Genomic DNA, 23,171 nt, shown 5'->3' with positions numbered 1-23,171 from the left:
GTCAGACCCAGAAGTCGGTGATGCGCAGGTCCAGCTCGGCGAGGAGGCCGCGCAGCAGCGGCAGCGAGATGCCGATGACGTTGCCGTGGTCGCCCTCGATGCCCTCGACGAACGGCGCCGAGCGGCCGTCGAGGGTGAAGGCGCCGGCCACGTGCAACGGCTCGCCCGAGGCGACGTACGCGGCGATCTCGGAGTCGTCCGGGGTGCCGAACCGCACCGTGGTGGAGGCGGTGGCCGAGGCCCGGCGGCCGGTGGCGAGGTCGATCACGCAGTGGCCGGTCCGCAGCACACCGGAGCGGCCGCGCATGGACTTCCAGCGGGACGTGGCGTCCTCGTCGTCGGCCGGCTTGCCCAGCGCCTGGCCGTCCAGGTCCAGGACGGAGTCGCAGCCGACGACCACCTCGCCGTCGGAGAGCCGCTCCGCGACCGCGGAGGCCTTGGCCTCGGCCAGCACCCGGGCCAGCTCGGCGGGACTGTCCGCGCTGATCGCGTCCTCGTCGACACCGCTGACGACGACCCGCGGGTCGAGCCCGGCCTGCCTCAGCAGTCCCAGGCGCGCGGGGGACGCGGAGGCGAGGACGAGCGGGCGGGGGCTGCGGCTGCTGTCGGTCATGCCCGTCATCGTAGTCAGCCGCGCCAGGCCACCAGGGCTGTGATCAGGGGGACGGCGACGGCGATCACGAGCATCGCGCGGCGCAGCATCGCCTGCGCCTGCCGCATCTCCTCGGGGGGTTCGTCGGACGGGTCGGACCACAGCATGCCGTCCAGGTTGCGGCGTGGAGAACACCCGCGCCTGAGTACGGATACTCAGGCGCGGGCGGGCATGCGGACCATTTCCGTCCGCTGCGGTCAGCGCGGCCAGTAGCTGGCGCGCCAGGACACCGGCGCCGGGCGCGGCATCCGGCCGGGGACGTTGCGCGCCGGGGAGGCCCACTCGTCGGCCGTTCGCGGGCCGTCGGCGGGCCCCGCGGCCGCCGCGGCCCGGGCCTGGACGAGGGCCACGACGGCCGCCAGCTCCTCGGGGGTCGGGTTGCCCCGTTCGACCTTGATCACCATGGCTGGGCGCGCTCCTTACAGGGGGATGTTGCCGTGCTTCTTTGGGGGCAGGCTCTCGCGCTTGTTGCGCAGCGTCCGCAGCGCCTTCACCAGGTGCGTGCGGGTCTCGGAGGGCAGGATGACCGCGTCGACGTAGCCGCGCTCCGCGGCGACGTACGGGTTGAGCAGGGTGTCCTCGTACTCCTGCATCAGCTGGGCGCGCAGCGCCTCCGCCTCCTCCGGGGAACCCGCCTCGGCCAGGGTGCGGCGGTGCAGGATGTTGACCGCGCCCTGGGCGCCCATGACCGCGATCTGGGCGGTCGGCCAGGCCAGGTTGAGGTCGGCGCCGAGGTGCTTGGAGCCCATGACGTCGTAGGCCCCGCCGAAGGCCTTGCGTGTGATCACCGTGATCAGCGGGACCGTGGCCTCGGCGTACGCGTAGATCAGCTTGGCGCCGCGCCGGATGATGCCGTTCCACTCCTGGTCCGTGCCGGGCAGGAAGCCGGGGACGTCGACGAAGGTGACGACCGGGACGTTGAAGCTGTCGCACGTGCGGACGAAGCGCGCGGCCTTCTCGCTGGCGTTGATGTCCAGGCAGCCGGCGAACTGCATCGGCTGGTTGGCGACGACGCCGACCGGGTGGCCCTCGATCCGTCCGAAGCCGGTGACGATGTTGGGCGCGAACAGGGCCTGGGTCTCCAGGAACTCGCCGTCGTCCAGGACGTGCTCGATGACCTGGTGCATGTCGTACGGCTGGTTCGCCGAGTCCGGGATCAGGGTGTCCAGCTCGAGGTCCTCCGCCGACACCTCGATTTCCGCCTCCTGCGGGAAGGCCGGGGCTTCCTGGAGGTTGTTGGACGGCAGGTAGGACAGCAGGGCCTTGACGTACTCGATGGCGTCCTTCTCGTCTCCGGCCATGTGGTGCGCGTTGCCGGAGACGGTGTTGTGCGAACGGGCGCCGCCCAGCTCCTCGAAGCCGACGTCCTCACCGGTGACGGTCTTGATGACGTCAGGGCCGGTGATGAACATGTGCGAGGTCTGGTCGACCATCACCACGAAGTCGGTGATGGCGGGGGAGTAGACCGCGCCGCCCGCGCAGGGGCCCAGGATGAGCGAGATCTGCGGGATGACACCGGAGGCATGGGTGTTGCGGCGGAAGATCTCGCCGTACAGGCCGAGCGAGGTGACACCCTCCTGGATGCGCGCGCCGCCGGAGTCGTTGATGCCGATGACCGGGCAGCCGGTCTTCAGCGCCCAGTCCATGACCTTGACGATCTTCTCGCCGAAGACCTCGCCGAGCGCGCCGCCGAACACGGTGAAGTCCTGGGAGAACACCGCCACCGGGCGGCCGTCCACGGTGCCGTGGCCGGTGACGACACCGTCGCCGTAGGGGCGGTTCCTCTCCAGGCCGAAGTTGGTCGAGCGGTGCCGGGCCAGCTCGTCCAGCTCGACGAAGGAGCCCTCGTCCAGCAGCAGTTCGATGCGCTCACGCGCGGTCAGCTTGCCCTTGGCGTGCTGCTTCTCCACCGCGCGCGCCGAGCCGGCGTGGGTTGCCTCGTCGATACGGCGGCGCAGGTCCGCGAGCTTCCCCGCGGTGGTGTGGATGTCGATCTCCGGCTCGGCCATGGGAGGCGGCTCTCCTGCTCTCGTCGGGTCGTTCTGAGGGTGTGACGTGACTGGCGAGTAATGCTGTTTTCGTAGCGTAACCGCGCGGATGCTGCCCGGTCAGTGCGGCGTTGGCCACACTCCACTCCCAGGGTCCGCCCTGCCGGGCGCCGCGTCGTCCCGGCACCCGGCAGGCGCGTCCGCGGCGATCCGGAGGGCAGACCCTAGGCTGGACACATGACCTCGAACCGCTGGTCCGACCTCGAGCGGCCGCCGCTCAACGCGGCCGCCCTGCGCCGCGCGATCGTCACCCCCGACAGCCTGTGGACCGACCTGGTCGTGGTCGACTCCACCGGCTCCACCAACAGCGACCTGGGCGCCCGGGCCCGGGAAGGCGCCGCCGAGGGCGCGGTCCTGGTCGCCGAGGAGCAGTCCGCGGGTCGCGGCCGCCTGGACCGCCAGTGGCAGGCCCCCGCCCGCTCCGGGCTCTTCCTCTCCGTGCTGCTGCGGCCGACCGCCGTCCCGCCCCGGCGCTGGGGCTGGCTGCCGCTGCTGGCCGGCGTGGCGACGGCCACCGCGGTGGCGCGGACGGCGGGCGTGGACACGGGGCTGAAGTGGCCCAACGACGTGCTCGTCACGGTCGGTGGCGAGGAGCGCAAGACCGGCGGCATCCTCGCCGAGCGCGTCGGCGACGACGCCGTGGTGATCGGCATCGGCCTCAACGTCACGCTCCGCCAGGAGGAGCTGCCGGTTCCCGCCGCGGGCTCGCTCGCGCTCGCCGGGGCCAAGGTCACCGACCGCGATCCGCTGCTGCGCGCCGTGCTGCGTTCCCTCGCCGACTGGTACGGCGAGTGGCTGCGTGCCGAGGGCGACCCGGCCGCCTCCCGCCTGCAGCAGGCGTACGCCGCCGGCTGCGTGACGCTCGGCCGTGCCGTGCGCGCCGAACTCCCCGGTGGGGGCCAGGTGGCCGGGCGGGCGGTGGCCGTCGACGACGACGGGCGACTGGTCGTCGCGACCGGCGAGGGCGAACAGGCGGTCGCCGCCGGCGACGTCGTCCACGTGCGCCCGGCGGGAGAGTGAGCCAGACCACACCTGCCGTATTGTTGATGCGGCAGCCTCCGGCACGGTGATCGGAAGGGCCGGTACACAGGGACCCAGGAGGGGGCGGGCGGTGACCGTGGACGACGCGAGCGACCTCCCGCCGCACGAAGAGCCGGGCGGGCCTCGTGACGAGCAGGCGGAACGCGAGGAGCGCGAAGAGCCCGAGGAACGGGGCGGAACCGCCCGGTCCCACGGCATCGAGGAGGACCCGATCGCGCTCCGTCTGGAGCAGCTGATCCTCGGTTCCGGACGGCACTACACACCCTTCCAGGCGGCCCGCAGCGCCGGTGTCTCGATGGACCTGGCCGCCCGGTTCTGGCGTGCGATGGGCTTCGCCGACATCGGCCAGGCACGCGCGCTGACCGAGGCCGACGTCCTGGCGCTGCGGCGGCTCGCCGGTCTGGTCGAGGCCGGGCTGATCAGCGAGAGCACGGCGATCCAGGTCGCCCGGTCCACCGGTCAGACCACGGCCCGGCTGGCCGAGTGGCAGACCGACTCCTTCCTGGAGGAGCTCACCGAGCCGCCCGAACCCGGCATGACCCGGGGCGAGGTGGCCTATCCGCTGGTCGAGCTGCTGCTGCCGGAGCTGGAGGAGTTCCTGACGTACGTGTGGCGCCGGCAGCTCGCCGCCGCCACCAGCCGGGTCGTCCGCTCCGACGACGAAGAGGCCGTCGACCGCCGGCTCGCGGTCGGTTTCGCGGACCTCGTCGGCTTCACCCGGCTCACCCGCCGGCTGGAGGAGGAGGAACTCGGCGAGCTGGTCGAGGCCTTCGAGACCACGGCCGCCGACCAGGTGGCCGCGCACGGCGGACGGCTCGTCAAGACCCTCGGCGACGAAGTGTTGTTCATCGCCGACGACGCGGGGACGGCCGCCGAGATCGGCATGCGGCTCATCGAGACGATGAACGGCGACGAGACGATGCCGGCGCTGCGCGTCGGCATGGCCTTCGGCACCGTCACGACCCGTATGGGCGACGTCTTCGGCACCACGGTGAACCTGGCGAGCCGGCTGACCTCGATAGCGCCCCGGGACGCGGTGCTCGTCGACGGCGAGCTGGCGCAGGCGCTCGTCGCGGCGGGCGAGGCTCCCGAGTCGGAGGCGGAGATCGAGCCCGGGTCGGAGGAGAAGTACCGCTTCGCGCTGCAGCCCATGTGGCGGCGGCCGGTGCGCGGTCTCGGCGTGGTCGAGCCCTGGCTGCTGAACCGCCGGGGCGGCTGATCGGGTCCGCCCACTACGCTGGCGGTCGACGGTTCACGATCGTTAACAGCGACCCGGAGGTGGCGGCGCGATGGCCGAGCAGCGGTTTGGCGAGTGGGTGGCAGTACGCAGGCACGGTGACGCCGGGCGGGTGGCGGAACTGGTGCTGGACCGGCCCAAGGCGATGAACGCCATCTCGACGGACATGGCCCGGACGGTCACCGAGGCGTGCGCGGCCCTGTCCGGCGACCGGTCGGTCAGCTGCGTGGTGCTCACCTCGACCCACGAGCGGGCGTTCTGCGTGGGCGCCGACCTGAAGGAGCGCAACTCCTTCACCGACGCCGACCTCGCGCGGCAGCGCCCGTACACGCGTGCCGCCTACACGGCGGTGCTGGAGCTGCCGATGCCGACGGTGGCCTCGGTGCACGGCTTCGCCCTCGGCGGCGGGTACGAGCTGGCGCTGGCGTGCGACGTGATCGTCGCGGACCCGACGGCCGTCGTGGGGCTGCCGGAGGTCACGGTGGGTGTCATCCCCGGCGGTGGCGGCACGCAGCTGCTGCCGCGCCGGGTGGGCGCGGCGCGGGCGGCGCAGCTGATCTTCACCGGGCGCCGGGTGGCCGCGGCGGAGGCGCTGGCGCTGGGGCTGGTCGACGTGCTCGCGGAGGAGGGCCAGGACCGCGTGGAGGCGCTCGCGCTGGCCACCCGGATCGCTGCGAACTCGCCGGTCGGCCTGCGGGCGGCCAAGCGGGCGCTGCGGCTGGGCCAGGGCACGGACCTGCGGACCGGGCTGGACGTCGAGGACGCCGCGTGGCGCACGGTCGCCTTCTCCGGTGACCGCGCCGAGGGCGTCGCGGCGTTCAACGAGAAGCGTGACCCGGTGTGGCCGGGTGAGTGATCGGGGGGTAAAACGTCCGCGCCGCCGGGCGCGTAACGTGCGGGGCCGTGCGAACGTCGCAAACTGGTAAAAAGTCCGCGGGCGACAGGAGACGGGCGCATGAACGGCACCGGCGGGGACGCTCGGCTGCGCGCCGTCGCCGAACTCGCGCGGGCGGTGGCGGCGGCGAAGTCGCCGATGGAGGCGGCCGTCGCCGCCGCGTCCTCGGCGCGGGCCGCGCTCGGCGGTTCCATGTCGGCGATCTCCCGCTGGGAACGCGACCGGGGACGGCTGCGGGTGCTGGTCAACGACGGGGACCTGGCACCCGGCGAGGAGCCGCAGCCCGCCGAGGAGGTCTACTCGGTCGCGGACTTCCCGGAGATCGTGGAGTTCCTGCACGCCAAGTGGACCGAGGGCGGCGAGCCGCACGCCTGGATCGAGACCGCCGAGGGCCCGGCGCAGGGCCGTACCGGCGCCTACTGCCACCAGCGGGTGGCCACGCTGCGGCGGCGCGGCCGGACCTCCTGCGTCGTCGCGCCGATCATGCTGCACGGGCTCGCCTGGGGCGAGCTGTACGTGGCCAGGGGGGCCGGGCGACCGGTCTTCGACCGGGACGACGCCGAGTTCGCGACCGTGCTCGCGGCGCTCACCGCGGCCGGGATCGCCCAGACCGAGCGGCTGGCCGAGGTGCGCCGGCTGGCCTTCAGCGACCCGCTGACCGGGCTGGCCAACCGGCGGGCCGTCGACCAGCGGCTGGAGGAGGCGGTGGAACGGCACCGTGCCGACGGGACCCCGGTGAGTTTGGTGGTCTGCGACCTCAACGGGCTCAAGCGGGTCAACGACCAGCTCGGGCACGCTGTCGGCGACCGGCTGCTGGTCGGATTCGGTTCCGTGCTGTCGCTGTGCGGGGCCGCCCTGGAGGGCAGCCTGGTGGCCCGGCTGGGCGGCGACGAGTTCTGCCTGCTCTCGGTCGGGCACCGCGCGGAGGAGGTCGTGGCGGTCGCCGAGGAGCTGTGCGTGCGCACCAAGTGGCTGGGGCTGGGCGACGGGGTCGCGGTCGGGGTGGCGTCCACGGACGCCGAGATCGGCGCGGTGACCTCGGGGCGCCGGCTGTTCCGGCTGGCGGACGCGGCCCAGTACCGGGCGAAGGCCCTGCACTCGGTGGAGCCGGTGGTCGCCGGGCGCGGGGCGCCCGAGGACCCGGTGGTCCGGCTCGCCGACCAGCCCTCGGGCCACGACGTGGAGCGGCGCCGCTTCCGGGGGCGGGACTGAGCGCCGCCCGGCGGGCCGGGGAGCGGACGATGGGACCGGGCCGGCGGGTGCGGCGAGGACCGCGTGGAAGACGTCCGTCCGGCACGTGACAGGTAGCGATTCAGTCCGTAGGGTTCGTGAATATGAGTATGCATAACGTGGTGATCGGGGCCCACGGGGTCGCGGCGGAGGACGTGTTGGCGGTGGCCCGCGACGGTGCGCGGGTCGAGCTGTCTGCGGAGGCGCTGGCCGGGATCGCCGCGGCGCGCGAGGTCGTGGACGCACTGGCGGCGAAACCAGAGCCGGTGTACGGGGTCTCGACGGGCTTCGGCGCGCTCGCGGTGCGGCACATCAGCCCCGAGCTGCGCGCGCAGCTGCAGCGCAGCCTGGTGCGCTCGCACGCCGCCGGCATGGGTCCGCGGGTGGAGCGCGAGGTGGTGCGCGCCCTGATGTTCCTGCGGCTGAAGACGCTGGCCTCCGGCCGTACCGGTGTCCGTCCCGTCGTCGCCGAGACGATGGCCGCGCTGCTCAACGCCGGCATCACCCCGGTCGTCCACGAGTTCGGCTCCCTGGGCTGCTCCGGCGACCTGGCGCCGCTGTCGCACTGCGCGCTGGTCCTGATGGGCGAGGGCGAGGCCGAGGGCCCCGACGGCGTCGTGCGCCCCGTGCCGGAGCTGCTGGCCGAGCACGGCATCGAGCCCGTCGAGCTGCGCGAGAAGGAGGGCCTGGCCCTCATCAACGGCACCGACGGCATGCTCGGCATGCTCGTCATGGCCATCGAGGACCTGCGGCGGCTGTTCACCGCCGCCGACGTCACCGCCGCGCTGTCGCTGGAGGCGCTGCTGGGCACCGACAAGGTGCTCGCCCCCGAGCTGCACGCGATCCGCCCGCACCCCGGCCAGGCGGCCAGCGCCGAGAACATGCGCCGCGTGCTCGCCGGCTCCGGCCTCACCGGGCACCACCAGGACGACGCCCCCCGGGTGCAGGACGCGTACTCGATCCGCTGCGCCCCGCAGGTGGCCGGCGCCGGCCGGGACACCGTGGCGCACGCCATGACGGTGGCCGACCGGGAACTGGCCGCGGCCGTCGACAACCCGGTCGTCCTCCTCGGGGGTGCCGCCGGGGAGGGACGTGTGGAGTCCAACGGCAACTTCCACGGCGCGCCCGTCGCCTATGTGCTGGACTTTCTGGCCATCGCCGCCGCCGACCTCGGCTCGATAGCGGAGCGGCGCACCGACCGGCTGCTGGACAAGAGCCGTTCGCACGGACTGCCGGCCTTCCTGGCCGACGACCCGGGCGTGGACTCCGGCCTGATGATCGCCCAGTACACGCAGGCCGCGCTGGTCAGCGAGAACAAGCGGCTCGCCGTGCCCGCGTCGGTGGACTCCATCCCGTCCTCGGCGATGCAGGAGGACCATGTGTCGATGGGCTGGTCGGCCGCCCGCAAGCTGCGGCAGGCGGTGGACAACCTCGCCCGGATCATCGCGGTCGAGCTGATGGCCGCCTCCCGCGCCGTCGAGCTGCGTGTGCAGGGCAGCGAGGTGCTGGTGGCCGCCCCGGCGACCCGGGCGGTGCTCAAGGCGGCGCGTGAGGCCGGAGTGGGCGGCCCCGGTCCTGACCGCTTCCTGTCCCCGGACCTGGAGGCGGCGTACGACTTCGTGCGCGGCGGCGGTCTGGTGGCGGCGGCAGAGTCGGTGACCGGCCCGCTCGCCTGACCCCGGCCCCCAAGGGGCCGGGGGCGGTCCTAGTACGCGTCGCGGGCGCGGCGGCTCGCGTTGATCACGAGCGCCGCGCCCAGGCCGAGGAAGGCGGTCCCGCCGACGAGGTACGGCGTGGTGTCGACGCTTCCGGTGTCCGCCAGGTGCTGCCCCTGGCCGGTTCCCGGCCCGGTGGTGGCGGTGGTCGAAGCGGACGACTGCGCGCTCGTGTTCGCCGTGTGCTCGGCGCTGGCGGACGCGTTGGGCACGAAGTACAGGGCGCCGAGGACGGCGGCCGCCGTGATGGCGACGAAGGCGGGTGGACGGTGCGAGGTCAACGGATCCCCCAGCGGTTGCGGCGACTTGACCGTGAAGGCCGATGGTAGTGAGACAAGCGCCATTGAGGGAAGTTCGGTCCCGGAACCGCGGCTTCCGCGGGTTCCCGGAGGGCCGCCACGGGTATCCTTCCGCGCCGGAAGCGGGCTGCCTGCGCAACGGGGGCCGTTCCCCCGCATACGCTCCGTCACATGAGCACTACTGACATCCCCGCCGGGGAGAGCGGGCCGCGCTACGTGCGGCTCCAGGTGGAGCTGGTCCTGGAGATCACCGGGTCCGGCGAGCTGACCGACGCCGCGCTGGAGCAGATCGGCGGCGACGAGTACATGCCGGACGACGAGCGGCAACACGCCGAGGCGTCGGTGCGGCAGGACGAGTCGGAGGCGCTGGCGTACCTGGTCGATCCCTTCGACCTGGTCACGAGCGTGCCGGGGATCGAACTGGTGCAGGCGTCCTGGTCCTGCGCCCACACCGAGTACGACCCCGACTCCGACGAGTGGGACCTCTACGACGACGAGGCCGACGACGACGCGGGTGACGAAGCCGACATCGACGAGGAGGAACCGCGGGGACGCTGAACGCGTCTTCGCCACCGCGTGACTCACCTGCCCCGGGCCCTTCAGGGTCCGGGGTTTCGCACGGGCCGCGGGGCCGCGCCCATGTCACGTGCGTCACGCACGTGTTCTTCCCCACACTTCGAGGTGTTGGGGAACGGACCAAAGACCCTGGCAGTTCCTGGACGTACGAGTAAGGCTCGATCGAGGGCCGTGGCCTGCGACGCACGCGGGCCGGGGGAAACGCGTACCAAGACATTGGAGATCTGTGTGAAGCGCGCCGTGACCGGCACAGCCACCGACACGAGTCCCTCTCGCAAGCGGCGAGCCGGGCTGGCAGCTCTGGCGCTGCTGGCCGTCGGGGCGATCACGCTGACCGCCTGCGGGGGAGACAAGGCGGGCACCGCCGGCTCCGACAGCAACGTCAAGTCGCAGGCCTCGGTCGACGAGCAGGCGGCCAAGGACGCGTCTGACGCCCGAATATCGATCACCCCCAAGACCGGCGCCGACAACGTCAGCATCAACACCGGCGCCAAGGTGCAGGTGGCCGACGGTGAGCTCACCAGCGTGGTGATGACCTCGGTCGCCGACGGCTCCGAGGTCGCGGGCACGATCTCCGCGGACGGCACGAGCTGGTCCCCCAACGCCCAGCTCGAGCGGGCCACCCAGTACAAGATCTCCGCCAAGGCGGAGGACAGCAAGGGCCGCAAGGCCGCCGAGAACTCCACCTTCACCACGGTCAGTCCCGAGCACAGCTTCATCGGCTACTACACGCCCGAGAACGGCCAGACCGTCGGCGTGGGCATGCCGGTCTCGATCAACTTCACCAAGGCCATCGAGGACAAGAAGGCCGTCCAGTCCGCGATCTCGGTGAGCTCCAGCAGCGGCCAGGAGGTCGTCGGCCACTGGTTCAACTCCACCCGGCTGGACTTCCGTCCCCAGTCCTACTGGCAGGCCGGCTCCACGGTGACCCTGAAGCTGAACCTGGACGGCGTGGAGGGCTCCAGCGGCGTCTACGGGGTCCAGGAGAAGACCGTCACCTTCAAGATCGGCCGCAGCCAGGTCTCCACGGTCGACGCCGCCAGCCACCGGATGAAGGTCGTCCGCGACGGCAAGGTCATCCGCGACATCCCGATCTCGGCGGGCTCCGACGAGAACACCACCTACAACGGCCAGATGGTGATCTCCGAGAAGTTCACCGAGACCCGGATGAACGGCGCCACCGTCGGCTTCACCGACGACGACGGCAAGGGCGAGTACGACATCAAGGACGTGCCGCACGCCATGCGCCTGACCACGTCCGGCACCTTCATCCACGGCAACTACTGGGGTGCCGACTCGGTGTTCGGCAACGTCAACACCAGCCACGGCTGCGTGGGCCTGAACGACACCAAGGGCGCCAAGGACACCTCCACCGACGCCTACTGGTTCTACACGAACTCGATCGTCGGGGACGTCGTGACCGTGAAGAACTCCAAGGACAAGACCGTCGACCCGGGCAACGGCCTCAACGGCTGGAACATGAGCTGGAGCGCGTGGAAGGCGGGCAGCGCGGTCTGAGACCGCTCCCGCCCCCGAACGGCGACAGGGGCCCGGAACCGCGAGGTTCCGGGCCCCTGTGGCGTTCGGGGGCGGGAGCGGCGCCCTCCGCCGCCGGGCCGTCAGTCCTTCGTGCCGTCCACGATGACCGGGGAGCCGTCGGAGCCGGTGCCGCAGGGCACCGCGTACACGGGATGGGACTTGGCGGCCTCCCGGTAGGCGTCCAGGCACTGGTTGTAGAGCACCTTGTCGCTCAGCGACCGCGCGATGATCCGGTTGGCGCTCGCGATGCCCTCCGCCTCGATCCGCTTGCGCTCCGCCTCTGCCTTGGCCGTTCTTGCCGCCTCGACGGCCCGCTCGGTGGCCTGCTGCTGCTGGATCTTCTTGTCGATCTGCTCCTGCAACTGGCGGGAGGGCCGCACATTGCGCAGGTTCACCGCGGTGACGTCGATGCCGCGCGGGGCGAGGCGCTGCTTGATCAGGGAGTCGATCTCCGAGCCGATCCGCTCGCGGGCGGAGGCGTACCCCTCCTCGCTGGTGTGCGCGGCGAAGACGTTGCGGATGATCTCACGGCTGTCGGGCATCACCAGCCGCGACTGGATGGCCTCCTCGTTGCCGGCCAGCCGGTAGAGCTCGACGGCCTTGGCGGGCACCACGGCCCACTTGATGGTGACGTCGGCGTAGAGCACCCCGCCCTGCGAGGAGCGGACCTCGACCACGTCCTTGTCGTGCAGGTCGAGGTCGACCGGGCGCGTGGAGAACGACGTGACATCGGTGAACGGCGACCTGAAGTGGATACCGGAGGTCAGCGGCGAGCCGACCTTGCCGAAGGTCACCGGGACGCCGACCTCGTAGGCGCTCACGACGTGGACGCAGGCGAAGACGCCCGCCAGCACGCCCGCCAGGGCGCTGAGCGCCGCTCCCAGCCTCCAGCCGCCGGAGCTCTGGCCCCGGGCGACGAAGAACAGCGCGACCGCCGCCATGAGCAGCAGGATGGACAGCACGAACACAAAAAATCCCCCTCCGGGACCACGGACCGGCGCCGCCCCCGGCCGCGCCGCGCAGCGCATCGTAACGGCCGCGGGTGACGGCTCCGCGCGCTGCGTGACCAGCTGTTGCGAGGGTGTCGCCGGGCTGTACGGGGGGTTACCGGGTGCGCAGCGACTGGGGGTCGTCCAGGACGGCGCGCACCACGCTGTACGCAGCCCCGAGGAGCACGCCCTCGTGGCCCAGCCGGGACACCAGCACGGCGTCCGCGGGCCATTGACGGTCCGTCACGCGGCGGTCCAGCTCGCGTTCGACGGCCGACCGCAGCCACGGCGCCAGCGAGGCCAGCGTGCCGCCCAGCACGACGGCCTGCGGGTCCAGCAGGTTCACCGCGCCGCTCAGCGCGATCCCGAAGGCCTGGCCGGCGGCCGCCAGCGCCTTCAGCGCCGCCGGGTCCTGCTCCGTGGCGGCCGCCTGGAGGGCCTTCAGCGCGTCCGGCCGCTCCGGGGCGATGCCCGCGGCGCGCAGCACGGCCTCCTCGCCCGCGTACTGCTCCAGGCAGCCGCGGGCCCCGCAGGAGCAGCGGGGGCCCGTCGGGTGCACGGGTACGTGGCCGAGCTCCCCGGCGAAGCCCCGCGCCCCGCGGAACAGCCGGCCGTCGACGACCAGTGCCGCGCCGATGCCGATCTCCGCCGAGACGTGCACGAAGTCCGTGACGCCCTCGTGGCCGCCCAGCCAGAGCTCGGCGAGGGCGCCGAGGTTGGCCTCGTTCTCGACGGCGACCGGGATGCGGGCTCCGGCCGGACCGTCGCCGTCGGCCCGGTCGAACCAGCCCGCCGGCTCGACGTCCTCCCAGCCGAGGTTCGGCGCCCGCATCACGACCTGCCGGTCCCGGCCGACCAGGCCCGGCACGGCGAGCGTCAGTCCGGCCGGGCTCAGGCCCGCGGCCCGCGCCTCCCGCCGCACCTCGGCGACGAGCGCCGCGAGTTCGCGCAGCGTCTCCGTCGCCGGACGGCCGCGGTTGTCCGCCTCGACGCGGGCCCGGGCGCGCACGGTGCCGCGCAGGTCCACCGCGATGGCGGCGAGGTGGTCCACCCCGACCTCGGCGCCGAGGCCCGCCGGGCCGGTGTCGTTCAGCGCGAGGGCGGTGCCGGGCCGGCCGACCGTCCCGGGGCGCTGGGTGCCCAGCTCCACGAGCAGGCCCGCGGCGAGCAGTTCGTCGACGAGGGTCGACACGGTGGCCCGGGTCAGGCCGACCTCGGCGGCGACGGCCGCGCGCGAGACCTCGCCGTGGTCCGCCACGGCTCGCATCACCAGCGCCAGATTCCGCCGTCGCAATCCCGCCTGCGACCCCGGCCTTTCCGCCACGCCCCGGTCCCCTTCCGCTGTCGTCCGTCATCCGTCCTGGTCAACGTCGTCCTGCCGCCACCCTCGCACGCCCCGCCGGGGGCCGGGCCACCGGGCGGGGCGCCCCGGCTCACCGCACGCCGAAGGCGTCCGCCAGCGCCGTGGCGAGGCGGTCGAGAGCGGCGTCGTCCCGGGGGACGGGGTCGTAGGAGGGACCGGCCGTGGTGTTCCAGCGGCGGGCCATGTCCTGCGGGGTCTGCCCGGTGAGCAGTCCCGCGGCCTGCGCGGCCGCGCCCAGCGCGACGAGTTCGTCCGCGACGGGGATCCGGACGGCCCGCCCGGACAGACGCCGCACGGTCTCCCGCCACGCCGTCCCGCGGGCGCCGCCGCCGATGAGCAGCAGGGGCTCGTCCGAGGTGGTGCCGTCGACCGCGAGCACCTGGTCGAGGGCGGTGAGCAGGGCGTACGCCGCACCGTCGTACGCGGCCTGGAGGATCTGCCCCGCAGTGGTGTCGTGCCGCAGCCCGGTGAGCAGCCCGGAGGCGTACGGCAGGTTGGGCGTGCGCTCGCCGTCGAGGAACGGCAGCAGCACCGTCCTGCCGCCCGCCTCGACCGCCTCGCGGTCCAGCGACAGCAGCCCCGCGATCTTGTCGACGGCGAGGGTGCAGTTGAGGGTGCAGGCCAGCGGCAGCCAGCCGCCGTGCCCGCCCGCGAAGCCGGCGACGATGCCGGTGGGGTCGGTGGGACGGGTGGTGGCGGCGGTGTAGACCGTGCCGGAGGTGCCGAGGCTGAGCGCGGGCTGACCGGGGACGAGCCCGAGGCCGAGGGCCGCGGCGGCGTTGTCGCCGGTGCCCGCGCCGACCAGGACGCCCTCGCGCAACGGCAGTCCGGGCAGGGTGACACCGGCGGCCTCGCCGGGGCCCAGGACCCTCGGCAGCAGGGCGGGGTCGAGGCCGATCTCCGCGAGCAGCGCCTCGTCGTACGTCTCGGTGTCCGTGGCCCACCAGCCGGTGCCGGAGGCGTCGCCCCGGTCGGTGACGCCGGCGCCGGCGAGCCGCTCGGTGAGGAAGTCGTGCGGGAGGCGTACCGCCGCGGCGGCCTTGGCGGTCTCGGGCTCGTGCTCGGTGAGCCACGCCCACTTGGTCACGGTGAAGCTCGTGCCGGGCACGCTGCCGAAGCGCTGCGCCCAGTGCTCGGCGCCGTGCCGCTCCACCAGGGCGTCGGCCTGCGGGGCGGACCGCACGTCGTTCCAGAGCAGGGCGGGCCGCAGGGGCCTGCCGGCCGGGTCGAGGACGACCAGGCCGTGCTGCTGGCCGCCGACGGAGATGGCGTCGGCGCGCTCCGCGTACGGCCCGAGCTGGGCGAGCGCGTCGCCGAGCGCGCGCCACCAGACCTCGGGGTCGGTCTCGCGGCCCGCGCCCTCGCTGACCGTGTGCCGGGCCTGCCCCCTGGCCAGTACCTCGCCCGTCTCCACGTCGACGGCGAGCACCTTGGTCGACTGGGTGGAGCTGTCCACACCCAGCGCGATCGGTCCGTTACCCATCCTGCGGCTCCCTTCACAAAGCGGCGATGGCATATTAATTTGTTCAGTGGTCTTACGAATAGGAGCCGCCGCGATGAGTTTCACCCCCACCCCCGAGGACAAGTTCACCTTCGGTCTCTGGACCGTCGGCTGGCAGGGCCGCGACCCCTTCGGCGACGCGACCCGCCCCGCCCTCGACCCCGTCGAGAGCGTCAACCGGCTGGCCGAGCTCGGCGCGTACGGCGTGACCTTCCACGACGACGACCTGATCCCCTTCGGCTCGGACGACACCGCGCGCGAGGGCCACATCAAGCGCTTCCGCCAGGCCCTGGACGCCACCGGCCTCAAGGTGCCGATGGCCACCACCAACCTCTTCACGCACCCGGTCTTCAAGGACGGCGGCTTCACCGCCAACGACCGCGAGGTGCGGCGCTTCGCGCTCCGCAAGACCATCCGCAACATCGACCTCGCCGCCGAGCTGGGCGCCAAGGTCTACGTCGCCTGGGGCGGCCGCGAGGGCGCCGAGTCCGGCGCCGCCAAGGACGTGCGGGTCGCCCTCGACCGTTTCAAGGAGGCCTTCGACCTCCTCGGCGAGTACGTCATCGAGCAGGGCTACGACATCCGCTTCGCCATCGAGCCCAAGCCGAACGAGCCGCGCGGCGACATCCTGCTGCCGACCATCGGTCACGCGCTGGCGTTCATCAACGAGCTGGCCCACCCCGAGCTCGTCGGCCTCAACCCCGAGGTCGGCCACGAGCAGATGGCCGGGCTGAACTTCCCGCACGGCATCGCCCAGGCGCTGTGGCACGGCAAGCTCTTCCACATCGACCTCAACGGTCAGACCGGCATCAAGTACGACCAGGACCTGCGCTTCGGCGCCGGCGACCTGCGCTCCGCGTTCTGGCTGGTCGACCTGCTGGAGTCGGCCGGCTACGAGGGCCCGCGCCACTTCGACTTCAAGCCCCCGCGGACCGAGGACATGGACGGCGTGTGGGCCTCCGCCGCCGGCGGCATGCGCAACTACCTCATCCTCAAGGAGCGCGCCGCCGCGTTCCGTGCCGACCCGGCCGTGCAGGAGGCGCTGAAGGCCGCCCGCCTGGACCAGCTGGCGCAGCCGACCCTCGGCGCGGGCGAGACCCTGGCCGACCTGCTCGCCGACCGCGGCGCCTACGAGGAGTTCGACGCCGACGCCGTCGCGACCCGCGGCTCCGCCTTCGAGCAGCTCGACCAGCTCGCGATGGACCACCTGCTCGGCACCCGCTGAGACCGCCGGAAACACGGTTGCCGCCGGGCGCGTCCCGGCGGCACCCTGCGGGGGTGATCGAACTGCGTGTGCTCACCCCCGACGACTGGCCGCTCTGGCGGGAGCTGCGGCTCGCCGCGCTCGCCGACGCGCCGCACGCCTTCGGCGCCCGGCTCGCCGACTGGCAGGGCGACGGCGACCGCGAGGAACGCTGGCGCGACCGGCTCGCCCTGGCCGGCTCGTACAACCTGGTCGCCCTCGTCGACGGCAGGCCCCGCGGCATGGCGAGCGGCGTCCCCGGCGAACGCCCGGACACCGCCCGGTTGATCTCGATGTGGGTTGCGGGCGAGGCCCGCGGCCGCGGCGTCGCGGACCTGCTGATCCGGGCCGTCGAGGAGTGGGCCGCGGGCACGGCGGGCGCTGCCTCGCTCCACCTCGCCGTCGCGGAGGGCAACGCGCCGGCGACGGCGCTCTACACGCGCAACGGCTTCGTGGACGCCGGCGAATCCGGCGAGGTCATGCCGGACGGGCGCGCGGAGCGCGTCATGACGAAGCCGATCGCGGCGGCGTAGGGCCGCGCCGGGTGGACCGGGCCTGAGGCGGCCTGGCCAGCCGTTCGCCCGGTCCGACGCTCCCGCGGGTCACCAGGCGAAGGCCTCCGGGGCGGCGCCCGGTCCGGGGAAGATCTCGTCGAGACCCGCCAGCAGCTCCTCGTCCAGCTCCAGCTCCACCGCGCGCAACGCCGAGGCGAACTGCTCCACCGTGCGCGGCCCCACGATCGGCCCGGTGACCCCGGGCCGGGTCAGCAGCCAGGCGAGCGCGACCTCGCCGGGCTCCAGCCCGTACTTGCCCAGCAGATTCTCGTACGCCCGCACCCGCGCCCGGACCACCGGGTCGGCCAGCCCCGCCGCCGACCGGCCCACCCTGGTGCGGGCCCCGCTGTCCTCCCGCTCCTTGCGCAGCGCGCCGCCCAGCAGCCCCTGGTGCAGCGGCGACCACGGGATCACGCCGAGCCCGTACTCCCGCGCCGCCGGGATCACGTCCAGTTCGGCGCTGCGCTCCGCCAGGTTGTACAGGCACTGCTCGCTCACCAGGCCCATCGAACCACGGTTCGCGGCGGACTCGTTGGCCTGCGCGATCTTGTAGCCGGGGAAGTTCGACGACGCCGCGTGAAGGATCTTGCCCTGGCGGACGAGGACGTCGACCGCCTGCCAGATCTCCTCGAACGGGGTGCGCCGGTCGACGTGGTGGAACTGGTAGACGTCGATGTGGTCCGTGCCGAGCCGCCGCAGGCTGGCCTCGACCGCCCGGCGGATGTTGAGGGCGCTGAGCCGGTCGTGGTTCGGCCACGACTCCTCGTTCCACGCCTTCTTGTCCGCCGACATGTTCCCGTAGACCTTCGTGGCCAGGACCACCTTGTCGCGGCGGCCGCCGCCCCGCGCGAACCACGAGCCGATGACCTTCTCCGTGAGCCCCTTCTCCTCGGCGACGCCGTAGATGTCCGCCGTGTCGAAGAAGTTGACGCCCGCGTCCAGGGCGGCATCCATGATCATGTGGCTGGTGGCCTCGTCCGTCTGCCCGCCGAAGTTCATCGTGCCCAGCACGATGCGGCTGACCTTGAGGCCGGTGCGGCCGAGTTGTGTGTACCTCATGGGGTACCAGCGAACGCCTTCGAGTGGACTCACGGCAAGGGCGTTCCCCGGCGGGGCCGCCCCGGGGTCCGGGCGTGACGGCATCATGCCGCTTCGGCCAGGCACTCCCGGCAGGTGGCCGGGGCGTGCCCGCGGAAGGGGCGTTCGCAGGAGTCGCAGGACTGCCAGGGGACGGCCGCTCGGGGCGGCGGCGTGGCCGCGGGCGGCTCCCATACGCGCAGGCGGTGGGCGAGCAGGCCGGCCGGACGGTGGGTCAGGACGGAGGGCAGGTCCGCGGCGAGGGCCTCGGCGATGCGCCGGGGCTCGGCACCGAGGCGGAGCCACGCGGCGACACCGGGCGCCAGGCGGGCGATGTCGCGCTGGGAGAGCAGCAGGCGGGAGTCGCGTACGCGGAGGGACGCGAGGACGGCCTCGGCGGCCCCGGCGAGGGCGTCCGCACCGAGGGTGGCGCCCGGGGCGGCTTCCCGGACGGTGGCGGGAGCTTCGTCGGGGGCTTTGTCGCAGTCCACGGCCGGGGTGGGTTCGGGCGCGGGGGCTTCCGGCGCCGTCGGCGCGTCCGCCCGCGGCGCGTCGTGGGCATAGGTCCGGGTACGGATTCGCCCGTTGCCCTCGCGGACCACGACCCGCTCCAGGAATCCCTCCGCCTCCAGCTCGTTCAGCGCCCGGGCCAGCCGCTCCCGGCTCTCGGTGAAGTGCGCACGCAGCGCGTCGATGCTGACGGGCACGCCGTCCGGGACGGAGAGCAGATACGCGCCGACGCCCACCGTGACCGCGCTGCCGGGGCGCTGGGCGAGGCGGTTGGAGAGGATGGTGAAGTCCGCCGTAAGGCGGCGGCGTACGTGGACGACGCCGGTCGTCGGAGTCCCGGCGCGGGCGTGCGAGGGCGCACTAGACTGGGTGTCAGCCATGGGGAAGGGCCTTGCTTCCTTGATTGGTCAGGCCCCGGCCGGGATTGCCGTCCCCGCCGGGGCCGTCGTCTGTGTGGTGTTGTCTGCGGCGACCATACCGCCCTGTACTCACCGCTTCCGCTCAAATCACCCGATCGCGTGATGGGTTGGGAGGGGAGGGGGGAGTCTTCGTCCTTACGAGAAAGGTCCTTGAGGGGTCCGCTGCGCGACCGGCCCCCGGCCATCACCACGCCGTGCCGGACCACCGGCCCCCGGTGCCCCGGCATCCGGTGGAGTCGGCCCCGGCTCTACGGCGGCGCACCCACAGGCGAGACGGACCGGCGGCCGCGCCGTTAAGCGCGCACCGCTCTCGCGAAGCCGGCCCGCTCAGGCGGCCTGACCGTCCACGACGCCCTTGGCGAAGTCCGCGCGCAGCCGGGAGAGTTCGTCGTCCGGCACCGCGCGTGCCCAGGCGTCGGGGAGTCCGCGGACGGTGTGGTCCCGGGAGGTCGCGGCACTGTAGGTGGCCGTGCAGGTGAGTGACACGGTGTCGGCGGGCTTCATCTTCCGGTGGAAGTCGCAGGTCTTCACCTTGCGGCCGTCGAGGGTGATGGCGATGCTGATCTCCGCGTAGACGGGGTCGTCGGACGCCTCCTCGTCGCCGAGGCCGTCGTACACGGAGTTCTGGATGGTGAATCGGGCGGTGCAACTGCTGTTGCCGCAGGGCGAGAAGCGGGCCTTCCCGGTGCTGCTGAAGCTGACCGCGGGGTCGACGGCGGACTTCAGGGCGGCGAGGTCCCGGTCGTAGGCGGTGGCGAAGGTCTCGCGGTCGGCGCCGGTGAGGGCGGCCACCGTGGTGTCCAGACCGTCCGGCAGGGGCAGCGGCCCCGAGGCGGCGGGGGAGTCGCCCGCGGCCAGGCGCAGCAGGGTGCGCGGGGTGGAGTCGCTGATCCAGAAGCGGCCGCCGGTCGTGGTCAGCACCTTGACGGGGTGTCCGGCGACCGTGGAGGAGGAGACGGCGTCCGGGCGGCCGCGGCCGGCGGCGTCACGGAGCAGGGCCGAGACGTTGGCCGGGTCCAGCGGGGTCGTCAGATCGTCGATCTCGGGCAGGTCGGCGGAGGAGTCCAGCCAGCGGCCGTCGATCCGGTCGAGGAGGTCGCCCGCGTAGCCGCGATCCTTCCAGTAGGCACGGCCGGCCTTGGTCAGGCGGTGGTCGTCGGTGGTGAGCAGCCGTACGGTGGCACCCTCGTCCCGCAGCGAGCCGCGGCCCCAGCCGCCGGGCGTGGTCTGCAGGTCGAACGGGGTGCTCGCCCCGCTGTCGAGCGCGAAGTCGCCGCGGTAGGAAACCACTTGGGCGTTGTCCATGGTGTCCGCCGCCTCCCGGAGCATGCGCTCGGCCTCCGCCGCCGGGTCCTTGCGCGCGGTCGCCGACGGGCCCTTGCCGTCGCCGGAGCCGTCACCGCTCCAGGGCGCCCAGATGAGCAGGCCGGCGACCAGGGCCGCGGTGGCGAGGCCCGCCACGGCCAGCAGGGGGCCGCGCCGCCGGGGCGGCGGTGTGGGGTAACCGGGGTGCGGCGGGTACCAGGGCGCTCCGCGGTGGGCCTGCGGCTGCGGCGGGTACGGCGGCGCCGGCGGGGGCGGCGGTCCGAAGCCGCCGCCCCCCGTGCCGCCGCCGGTCCCGTGACCGGGGCCCCAACCGCCGCCGCCCAACGGCGTTCCGTCCGTCATCTCCGCGTCTCCCCACCTCGTGCGGCCACCCGGGCCCCCACCGATGTCCCCGTCGGGACGTTCCCCGTCATGATGTCCCGTCAGGCGCCGACCTTCTCATCCGGTCCGCGTTCCCGCCCGGCCTTCCGCGAATCCGCCGCCGGCCCGGCCCGGCGGGGTGCGGGAGGGCCAGGGCAAGGTACTGCAGCCGCCGCGCGGCTCCTGGGGGAGGGGTTTCTCATGCGCCTCTCATCCACCGCTCAGGCTCTCATCACGGCCGGTTCCTAGCGTCGCGGCAGCGGAGAAGGAGCACTGACCTCCCCCCGCTTCCCGTTTTCCTGACTCGGCGAGGAATCGCATGTTCTTCACGTATCTTCGGCGCGAACTCCGACGCCGCAGAAAGGCGGCGCTCGTCATCGCGACGGGCCTCGCACTGGGCATCGCCCTGGTGATCACCGTCAACTCGGTGTCGGCCGGCATGCAGCAGGCCCAGGGCAAGGTGCTGGAGTCGCTGTACGGCCTGGGCACCGACATGACCGTCACCAAGGCCGCCGACCCCGGCTCCTCCTCGGAAAGGCCGCGCTTCCGGTTCGACGCGCGCGGCGACGACAAGGAGCAGAGCAGCGACCACGTCATGGTGCAGGGCTTCGAGTCGCTGCAGTCGTCGGTCGTCGACCAGGTCGCCGGGCAGAGCGGGGTCAAGGCGGCGGTCGGCGGGCTGAGCCTGGTCGTCATCAAGGTCAACGGCCAGTTCCAGCGCGGCGAGTTCCAGCAGGCGCCGGGCAGCGGCACCCGGCCGCGCGGCCAAGGCGGCAGCGGCCAGCCGCAGGGCACGGTGCGCGGCGGCGGCGCCGACTTCGACATCAACAACTTCACGGTCTACGGGACGGACGTCGGCCACCTCGACCTCGGCCCGCTGACCTCGTCGAAGATCACCTCGGGGAAGACCTTCACCAGCGCGCAGGGCAACGCCAAGGTGGCCGTGCTCGACAGCGCCTACGCGAAGCAGAAGAAGCTGACCGTGGGCAAGACGCTCACCATCTCCGGCACCAAGTTCGAGGTCATCGGCATCGCGACCGCCGACAGCGGTTCCTCCTCCGCCAACGTCTACATCCCGCTGAAGCAGGCGCAGACGCTCGCGGACGCCAAGGACAAAGTCACCACGATCTACGTCCAGGCCAGTGACTCCAAGAAGATCGACTCCGTCAAGTCCGCGATCCAGAAGAACATCTCCGGAACGACGGTGACCACCTCCTCCGACCTGGCATCCACGGTCTCCGGCTCGCTGAGCACCGCCTCCGACCTGGCGACCAACGTGGGCAGGTGGCTGTCGATCGCGGTGCTCGTCGCGGCCTTCCTCGTCGCGGGCCTGCTGACCTCCTCCGCCGTCAGCCGCAGGGTGCGCGAGTTCGGCACCCTCAAGGCGCTGGGCTGGAAGAGCGGCCGGGTGACCCGGCAGGTCATGGGCGAGGCGATCGTCAACGGCCTGGTCGGCGGCGGGCTCGGCATCGCCCTGGGCCTCGGCTGCGCGTACCTCATCACCGCGATCAGCCCCACCCTGGAGGCGACCGTGGGCGGGGCCGGCGGCGGTGCCGAGGGACCGGGCGGCGGCTTCGGGCCGGGCGGGCCGGCCCGGCGCGCGGCCTCCGGCGCCCTGAAGATCGCCCTCGAGGCGCCGGTCGAGGTCGACACCATCGTCCTCGCGGTGGTCCTGGCGGTCGCGGGCGGTCTGGTCGCCGGACTATTCGGCGGCTGGCGGGCCTCGCGGCTGCGCCCGGCGGACGCCCTGCGCCGCGTCGAGTAGCCCGTACCCGCCCCACGAGACCGGGGGCCGCGTTCCGCACCTTCCCCCCGGCGTGGCGCGGCCCCCGCCCTTCCCCTTCAGGACTTCAGGAGTCACCTCATGTACAAGCTGAGCGGCGTGACCAAGCGCTACTCGCGTGGCAAGGACGTCGTGGACGCGCTGCGCGGCGTCGACCTGGTGATCGAGGACGGTGACCAGCTCGTCGTCCAGGGCCCGACCGGCGGCGGCAAGTCGACGCTGCTGCAGATGCTCGGGGGTCTCGACCGCCCGACGGAGGGTTCGGTGGAGCTGGACGGCGTCGACCTGGCCCGGCTGAGCGAGGCCCGGCTGACCAAGGTCAGGTCGCAGAACATCGGCATCATCTTCCAGAGTTTCAACCTGATCCCGACCCTGACCGCCCAGGAGAACGTCGAGACCGCCCTCGTCCCGCTGGGCGTGAAGGCCTCCGAACGCCGTACCCGCGCCGCCGAGGCCCTCGCATCCGTCGGTCTCGGCGACCGACTGCACCACCTGCCCGGCGAGTTGTCGGGCGGTCAGCAGCAGCGCGTGGCGATCGCCCGGGCGCTGGTGAAGCGCCCCAAGGTGCTGCTCGCGGACGAGCCCACCGGTGCCCTGGACGAGGGCACCCGCGACGAGATCCTCGCCCTGCTGGAGGGGTTGTGGAAGGAGTACGGGCTGACCTTCGTCATGGTCACCCACGACTCCGCCATCGCCCGGCGCGCCACTCGGGTCGCCACCATCGAGAAGGGCCGGGTCACCGTCACCGAGCGGACCCCCGCGGCCTGAGGCCGCCGCCGCACCTGCGGCCCCGCGGCCCCGCGGCCCCGCGGCC

General features: G+C 73.2%; 22 protein-coding genes. 11 read left to right on the top strand and 11 right to left on the bottom strand.

Annotation, left to right across the window (positions count from 1 at the left end; translation table 11 throughout):
* Nucleotide 1 precedes the first annotated feature (1 nt).
* The 4 genes from ACRWNP_RS07175 to ACRWNP_RS07160 all read right to left on the bottom strand — a co-directional run bounded on the left by ACRWNP_RS07175 (nucleotide 2) and on the right by ACRWNP_RS07160 (nucleotide 2,661).
* Nucleotides 2-622: a Maf family protein gene (locus tag ACRWNP_RS07175; RefSeq protein WP_431960142.1), complete on the bottom strand. Its 621-nt coding sequence runs from the start codon at nucleotides 620-622 to the stop codon at nucleotides 2-4.
* 5 nt (nucleotides 623-627) lie between these two features.
* A complete protein-coding gene (gene mmpB / locus ACRWNP_RS07170) occupies nucleotides 628-759 on the bottom strand; it encodes a morphogenic membrane protein MmpB (protein WP_319137499.1) in 132 nt (43 codons plus the stop codon).
* A 90-nt stretch (nucleotides 760-849) separates the two neighbouring features.
* Entirely contained in the window at nucleotides 850-1,056 is a 207-nt protein-coding gene (locus ACRWNP_RS07165) for an acyl-CoA carboxylase subunit epsilon (RefSeq protein WP_431960140.1), read from the bottom strand.
* A gap of 15 nt (nucleotides 1,057-1,071) precedes the next feature.
* Nucleotides 1,072-2,661 (bottom strand): acyl-CoA carboxylase subunit beta, encoded by a 1,590-nt coding sequence (locus ACRWNP_RS07160; protein ID WP_431960139.1) that lies wholly within the window; start codon nucleotides 2,659-2,661, stop codon nucleotides 1,072-1,074.
* Between the two features lie 216 nt (nucleotides 2,662-2,877).
* On the opposite strand from ACRWNP_RS07160, the gene ACRWNP_RS07155 reads away from it, so the two are divergent.
* From ACRWNP_RS07155 to hutH, 5 genes are all read left to right on the top strand, one after another.
* Complete coding sequence (locus tag ACRWNP_RS07155) at nucleotides 2,878-3,720, top strand: biotin--[acetyl-CoA-carboxylase] ligase (protein WP_431960138.1); 843 nt, start codon at nucleotides 2,878-2,880, stop codon at nucleotides 3,718-3,720.
* Between the two features lie 91 nt (nucleotides 3,721-3,811).
* The gene (locus ACRWNP_RS07150) at nucleotides 3,812-4,960 is read left to right on the top strand and encodes an adenylate/guanylate cyclase domain-containing protein (RefSeq protein ID WP_431960137.1); all 1,149 of its coding nucleotides are present in this window, start codon (nucleotides 3,812-3,814) and stop codon (nucleotides 4,958-4,960) included.
* 70 nt (nucleotides 4,961-5,030) lie between these two features.
* Nucleotides 5,031-5,834: an enoyl-CoA hydratase/isomerase family protein gene (locus ACRWNP_RS07145; protein WP_431960136.1), complete on the top strand. Its 804-nt coding sequence runs from the start codon at nucleotides 5,031-5,033 to the stop codon at nucleotides 5,832-5,834.
* Nucleotides 5,835-5,933: 99 nt separating this feature from the next.
* Nucleotides 5,934-7,085: a GGDEF domain-containing protein gene (locus ACRWNP_RS07140; RefSeq protein ID WP_431960135.1), complete on the top strand. Its 1,152-nt coding sequence runs from the start codon at nucleotides 5,934-5,936 to the stop codon at nucleotides 7,083-7,085.
* A 128-nt stretch (nucleotides 7,086-7,213) separates the two neighbouring features.
* On the top strand, nucleotides 7,214-8,779 hold the full coding sequence (hutH, locus tag ACRWNP_RS07135) for a histidine ammonia-lyase (RefSeq protein ID WP_431960250.1): 1,566 nt from the start codon (nucleotides 7,214-7,216) through the stop codon (nucleotides 8,777-8,779).
* 29 nt (nucleotides 8,780-8,808) lie between these two features.
* Here hutH and ACRWNP_RS07130 read toward each other — a convergent pair whose 3' ends face one another.
* Nucleotides 8,809-9,099: a hypothetical protein gene (locus ACRWNP_RS07130; RefSeq protein ID WP_431960134.1), complete on the bottom strand. Its 291-nt coding sequence runs from the start codon at nucleotides 9,097-9,099 to the stop codon at nucleotides 8,809-8,811.
* 189 nt (nucleotides 9,100-9,288) lie between these two features.
* On the opposite strand from ACRWNP_RS07130, the gene ACRWNP_RS07125 reads away from it, so the two are divergent.
* Together ACRWNP_RS07125 and ACRWNP_RS07120 are read left to right on the top strand one after the other, a co-directional pair.
* Nucleotides 9,289-9,675, top strand: a complete 387-nt coding sequence (locus tag ACRWNP_RS07125; RefSeq protein ID WP_431960133.1) for a hypothetical protein — start codon at nucleotides 9,289-9,291, stop codon at nucleotides 9,673-9,675.
* 258 nt (nucleotides 9,676-9,933) lie between these two features.
* Entirely contained in the window at nucleotides 9,934-11,211 is a 1,278-nt protein-coding gene (locus ACRWNP_RS07120) for a L,D-transpeptidase (RefSeq protein ID WP_431960132.1), read from the top strand.
* A gap of 101 nt (nucleotides 11,212-11,312) precedes the next feature.
* Here ACRWNP_RS07120 and ACRWNP_RS07115 read toward each other — a convergent pair whose 3' ends face one another.
* The 3 genes from ACRWNP_RS07115 to xylB all read right to left on the bottom strand — a co-directional run bounded on the left by ACRWNP_RS07115 (nucleotide 11,313) and on the right by xylB (nucleotide 15,067).
* Nucleotides 11,313-12,194 carry a prohibitin family protein gene (locus ACRWNP_RS07115; protein WP_431960131.1) on the bottom strand — a complete coding sequence of 294 codons (882 nt, stop codon included), beginning with the start codon at nucleotides 12,192-12,194 and terminating at the stop codon, nucleotides 11,313-11,315.
* A gap of 142 nt (nucleotides 12,195-12,336) precedes the next feature.
* Entirely contained in the window at nucleotides 12,337-13,488 is a 1,152-nt protein-coding gene (locus ACRWNP_RS07110) for an ROK family protein (protein ID WP_431960249.1), read from the bottom strand.
* 166 nt (nucleotides 13,489-13,654) lie between these two features.
* A complete protein-coding gene (gene xylB, locus ACRWNP_RS07105) occupies nucleotides 13,655-15,067 on the bottom strand; it encodes a xylulokinase (protein ID WP_431960130.1) in 1,413 nt (470 codons plus the stop codon).
* 73 nt (nucleotides 15,068-15,140) lie between these two features.
* On the opposite strand from xylB, the gene xylA reads away from it, so the two are divergent.
* Together xylA and ACRWNP_RS07095 are read left to right on the top strand one after the other, a co-directional pair.
* Nucleotides 15,141-16,310 carry a xylose isomerase gene (xylA, locus tag ACRWNP_RS07100; protein ID WP_431960129.1) on the top strand — a complete coding sequence of 390 codons (1,170 nt, stop codon included), beginning with the start codon at nucleotides 15,141-15,143 and terminating at the stop codon, nucleotides 16,308-16,310.
* Between the two features lie 53 nt (nucleotides 16,311-16,363).
* Nucleotides 16,364-16,861, top strand: coding sequence for an N-acetyltransferase family protein (locus tag ACRWNP_RS07095; RefSeq protein ID WP_431960128.1), 498 nt, complete (start codon nucleotides 16,364-16,366; stop codon nucleotides 16,859-16,861).
* Between the two features lie 69 nt (nucleotides 16,862-16,930).
* Here the strand turns inward: ACRWNP_RS07095 and ACRWNP_RS07090 are convergent, their stop codons facing one another.
* The 3 genes from ACRWNP_RS07090 to ACRWNP_RS07080 form a co-directional block, all read right to left on the bottom strand.
* A complete protein-coding gene (locus ACRWNP_RS07090) occupies nucleotides 16,931-17,941 on the bottom strand; it encodes an aldo/keto reductase (RefSeq protein WP_431960127.1) in 1,011 nt (336 codons plus the stop codon).
* An 83-nt stretch (nucleotides 17,942-18,024) separates the two neighbouring features.
* Complete coding sequence (locus ACRWNP_RS07085; RefSeq protein ID WP_431960126.1) at nucleotides 18,025-18,849, bottom strand: hypothetical protein; 825 nt, start codon at nucleotides 18,847-18,849, stop codon at nucleotides 18,025-18,027.
* Between the two features lie 366 nt (nucleotides 18,850-19,215).
* Complete coding sequence (locus ACRWNP_RS07080; RefSeq protein ID WP_431960125.1) at nucleotides 19,216-20,556, bottom strand: hypothetical protein; 1,341 nt, start codon at nucleotides 20,554-20,556, stop codon at nucleotides 19,216-19,218.
* 337 nt (nucleotides 20,557-20,893) lie between these two features.
* Between ACRWNP_RS07080 and ACRWNP_RS07075 the strand changes: the two genes are divergently transcribed.
* Together ACRWNP_RS07075 and ACRWNP_RS07070 are read left to right on the top strand one after the other, a co-directional pair.
* The gene (locus ACRWNP_RS07075) at nucleotides 20,894-22,339 is read left to right on the top strand and encodes an ABC transporter permease (protein WP_431960124.1); all 1,446 of its coding nucleotides are present in this window, start codon (nucleotides 20,894-20,896) and stop codon (nucleotides 22,337-22,339) included.
* A 99-nt stretch (nucleotides 22,340-22,438) separates the two neighbouring features.
* Nucleotides 22,439-23,125, top strand: a complete 687-nt coding sequence (locus ACRWNP_RS07070; protein ID WP_431960123.1) for an ABC transporter ATP-binding protein — start codon at nucleotides 22,439-22,441, stop codon at nucleotides 23,123-23,125.
* The last annotated feature ends 46 nt before the right edge of the window (nucleotides 23,126-23,171 follow it).

Source organism: Actinacidiphila sp. bgisy160, assembly GCF_965342435.1.
In the GTDB taxonomy this organism is placed as follows: domain Bacteria; phylum Actinomycetota; class Actinomycetes; order Streptomycetales; family Streptomycetaceae; genus Actinacidiphila.
Note: the sequence above shows the minus strand (reverse complement) of the source record. Positions and strands in the feature narration are given on the sequence as shown.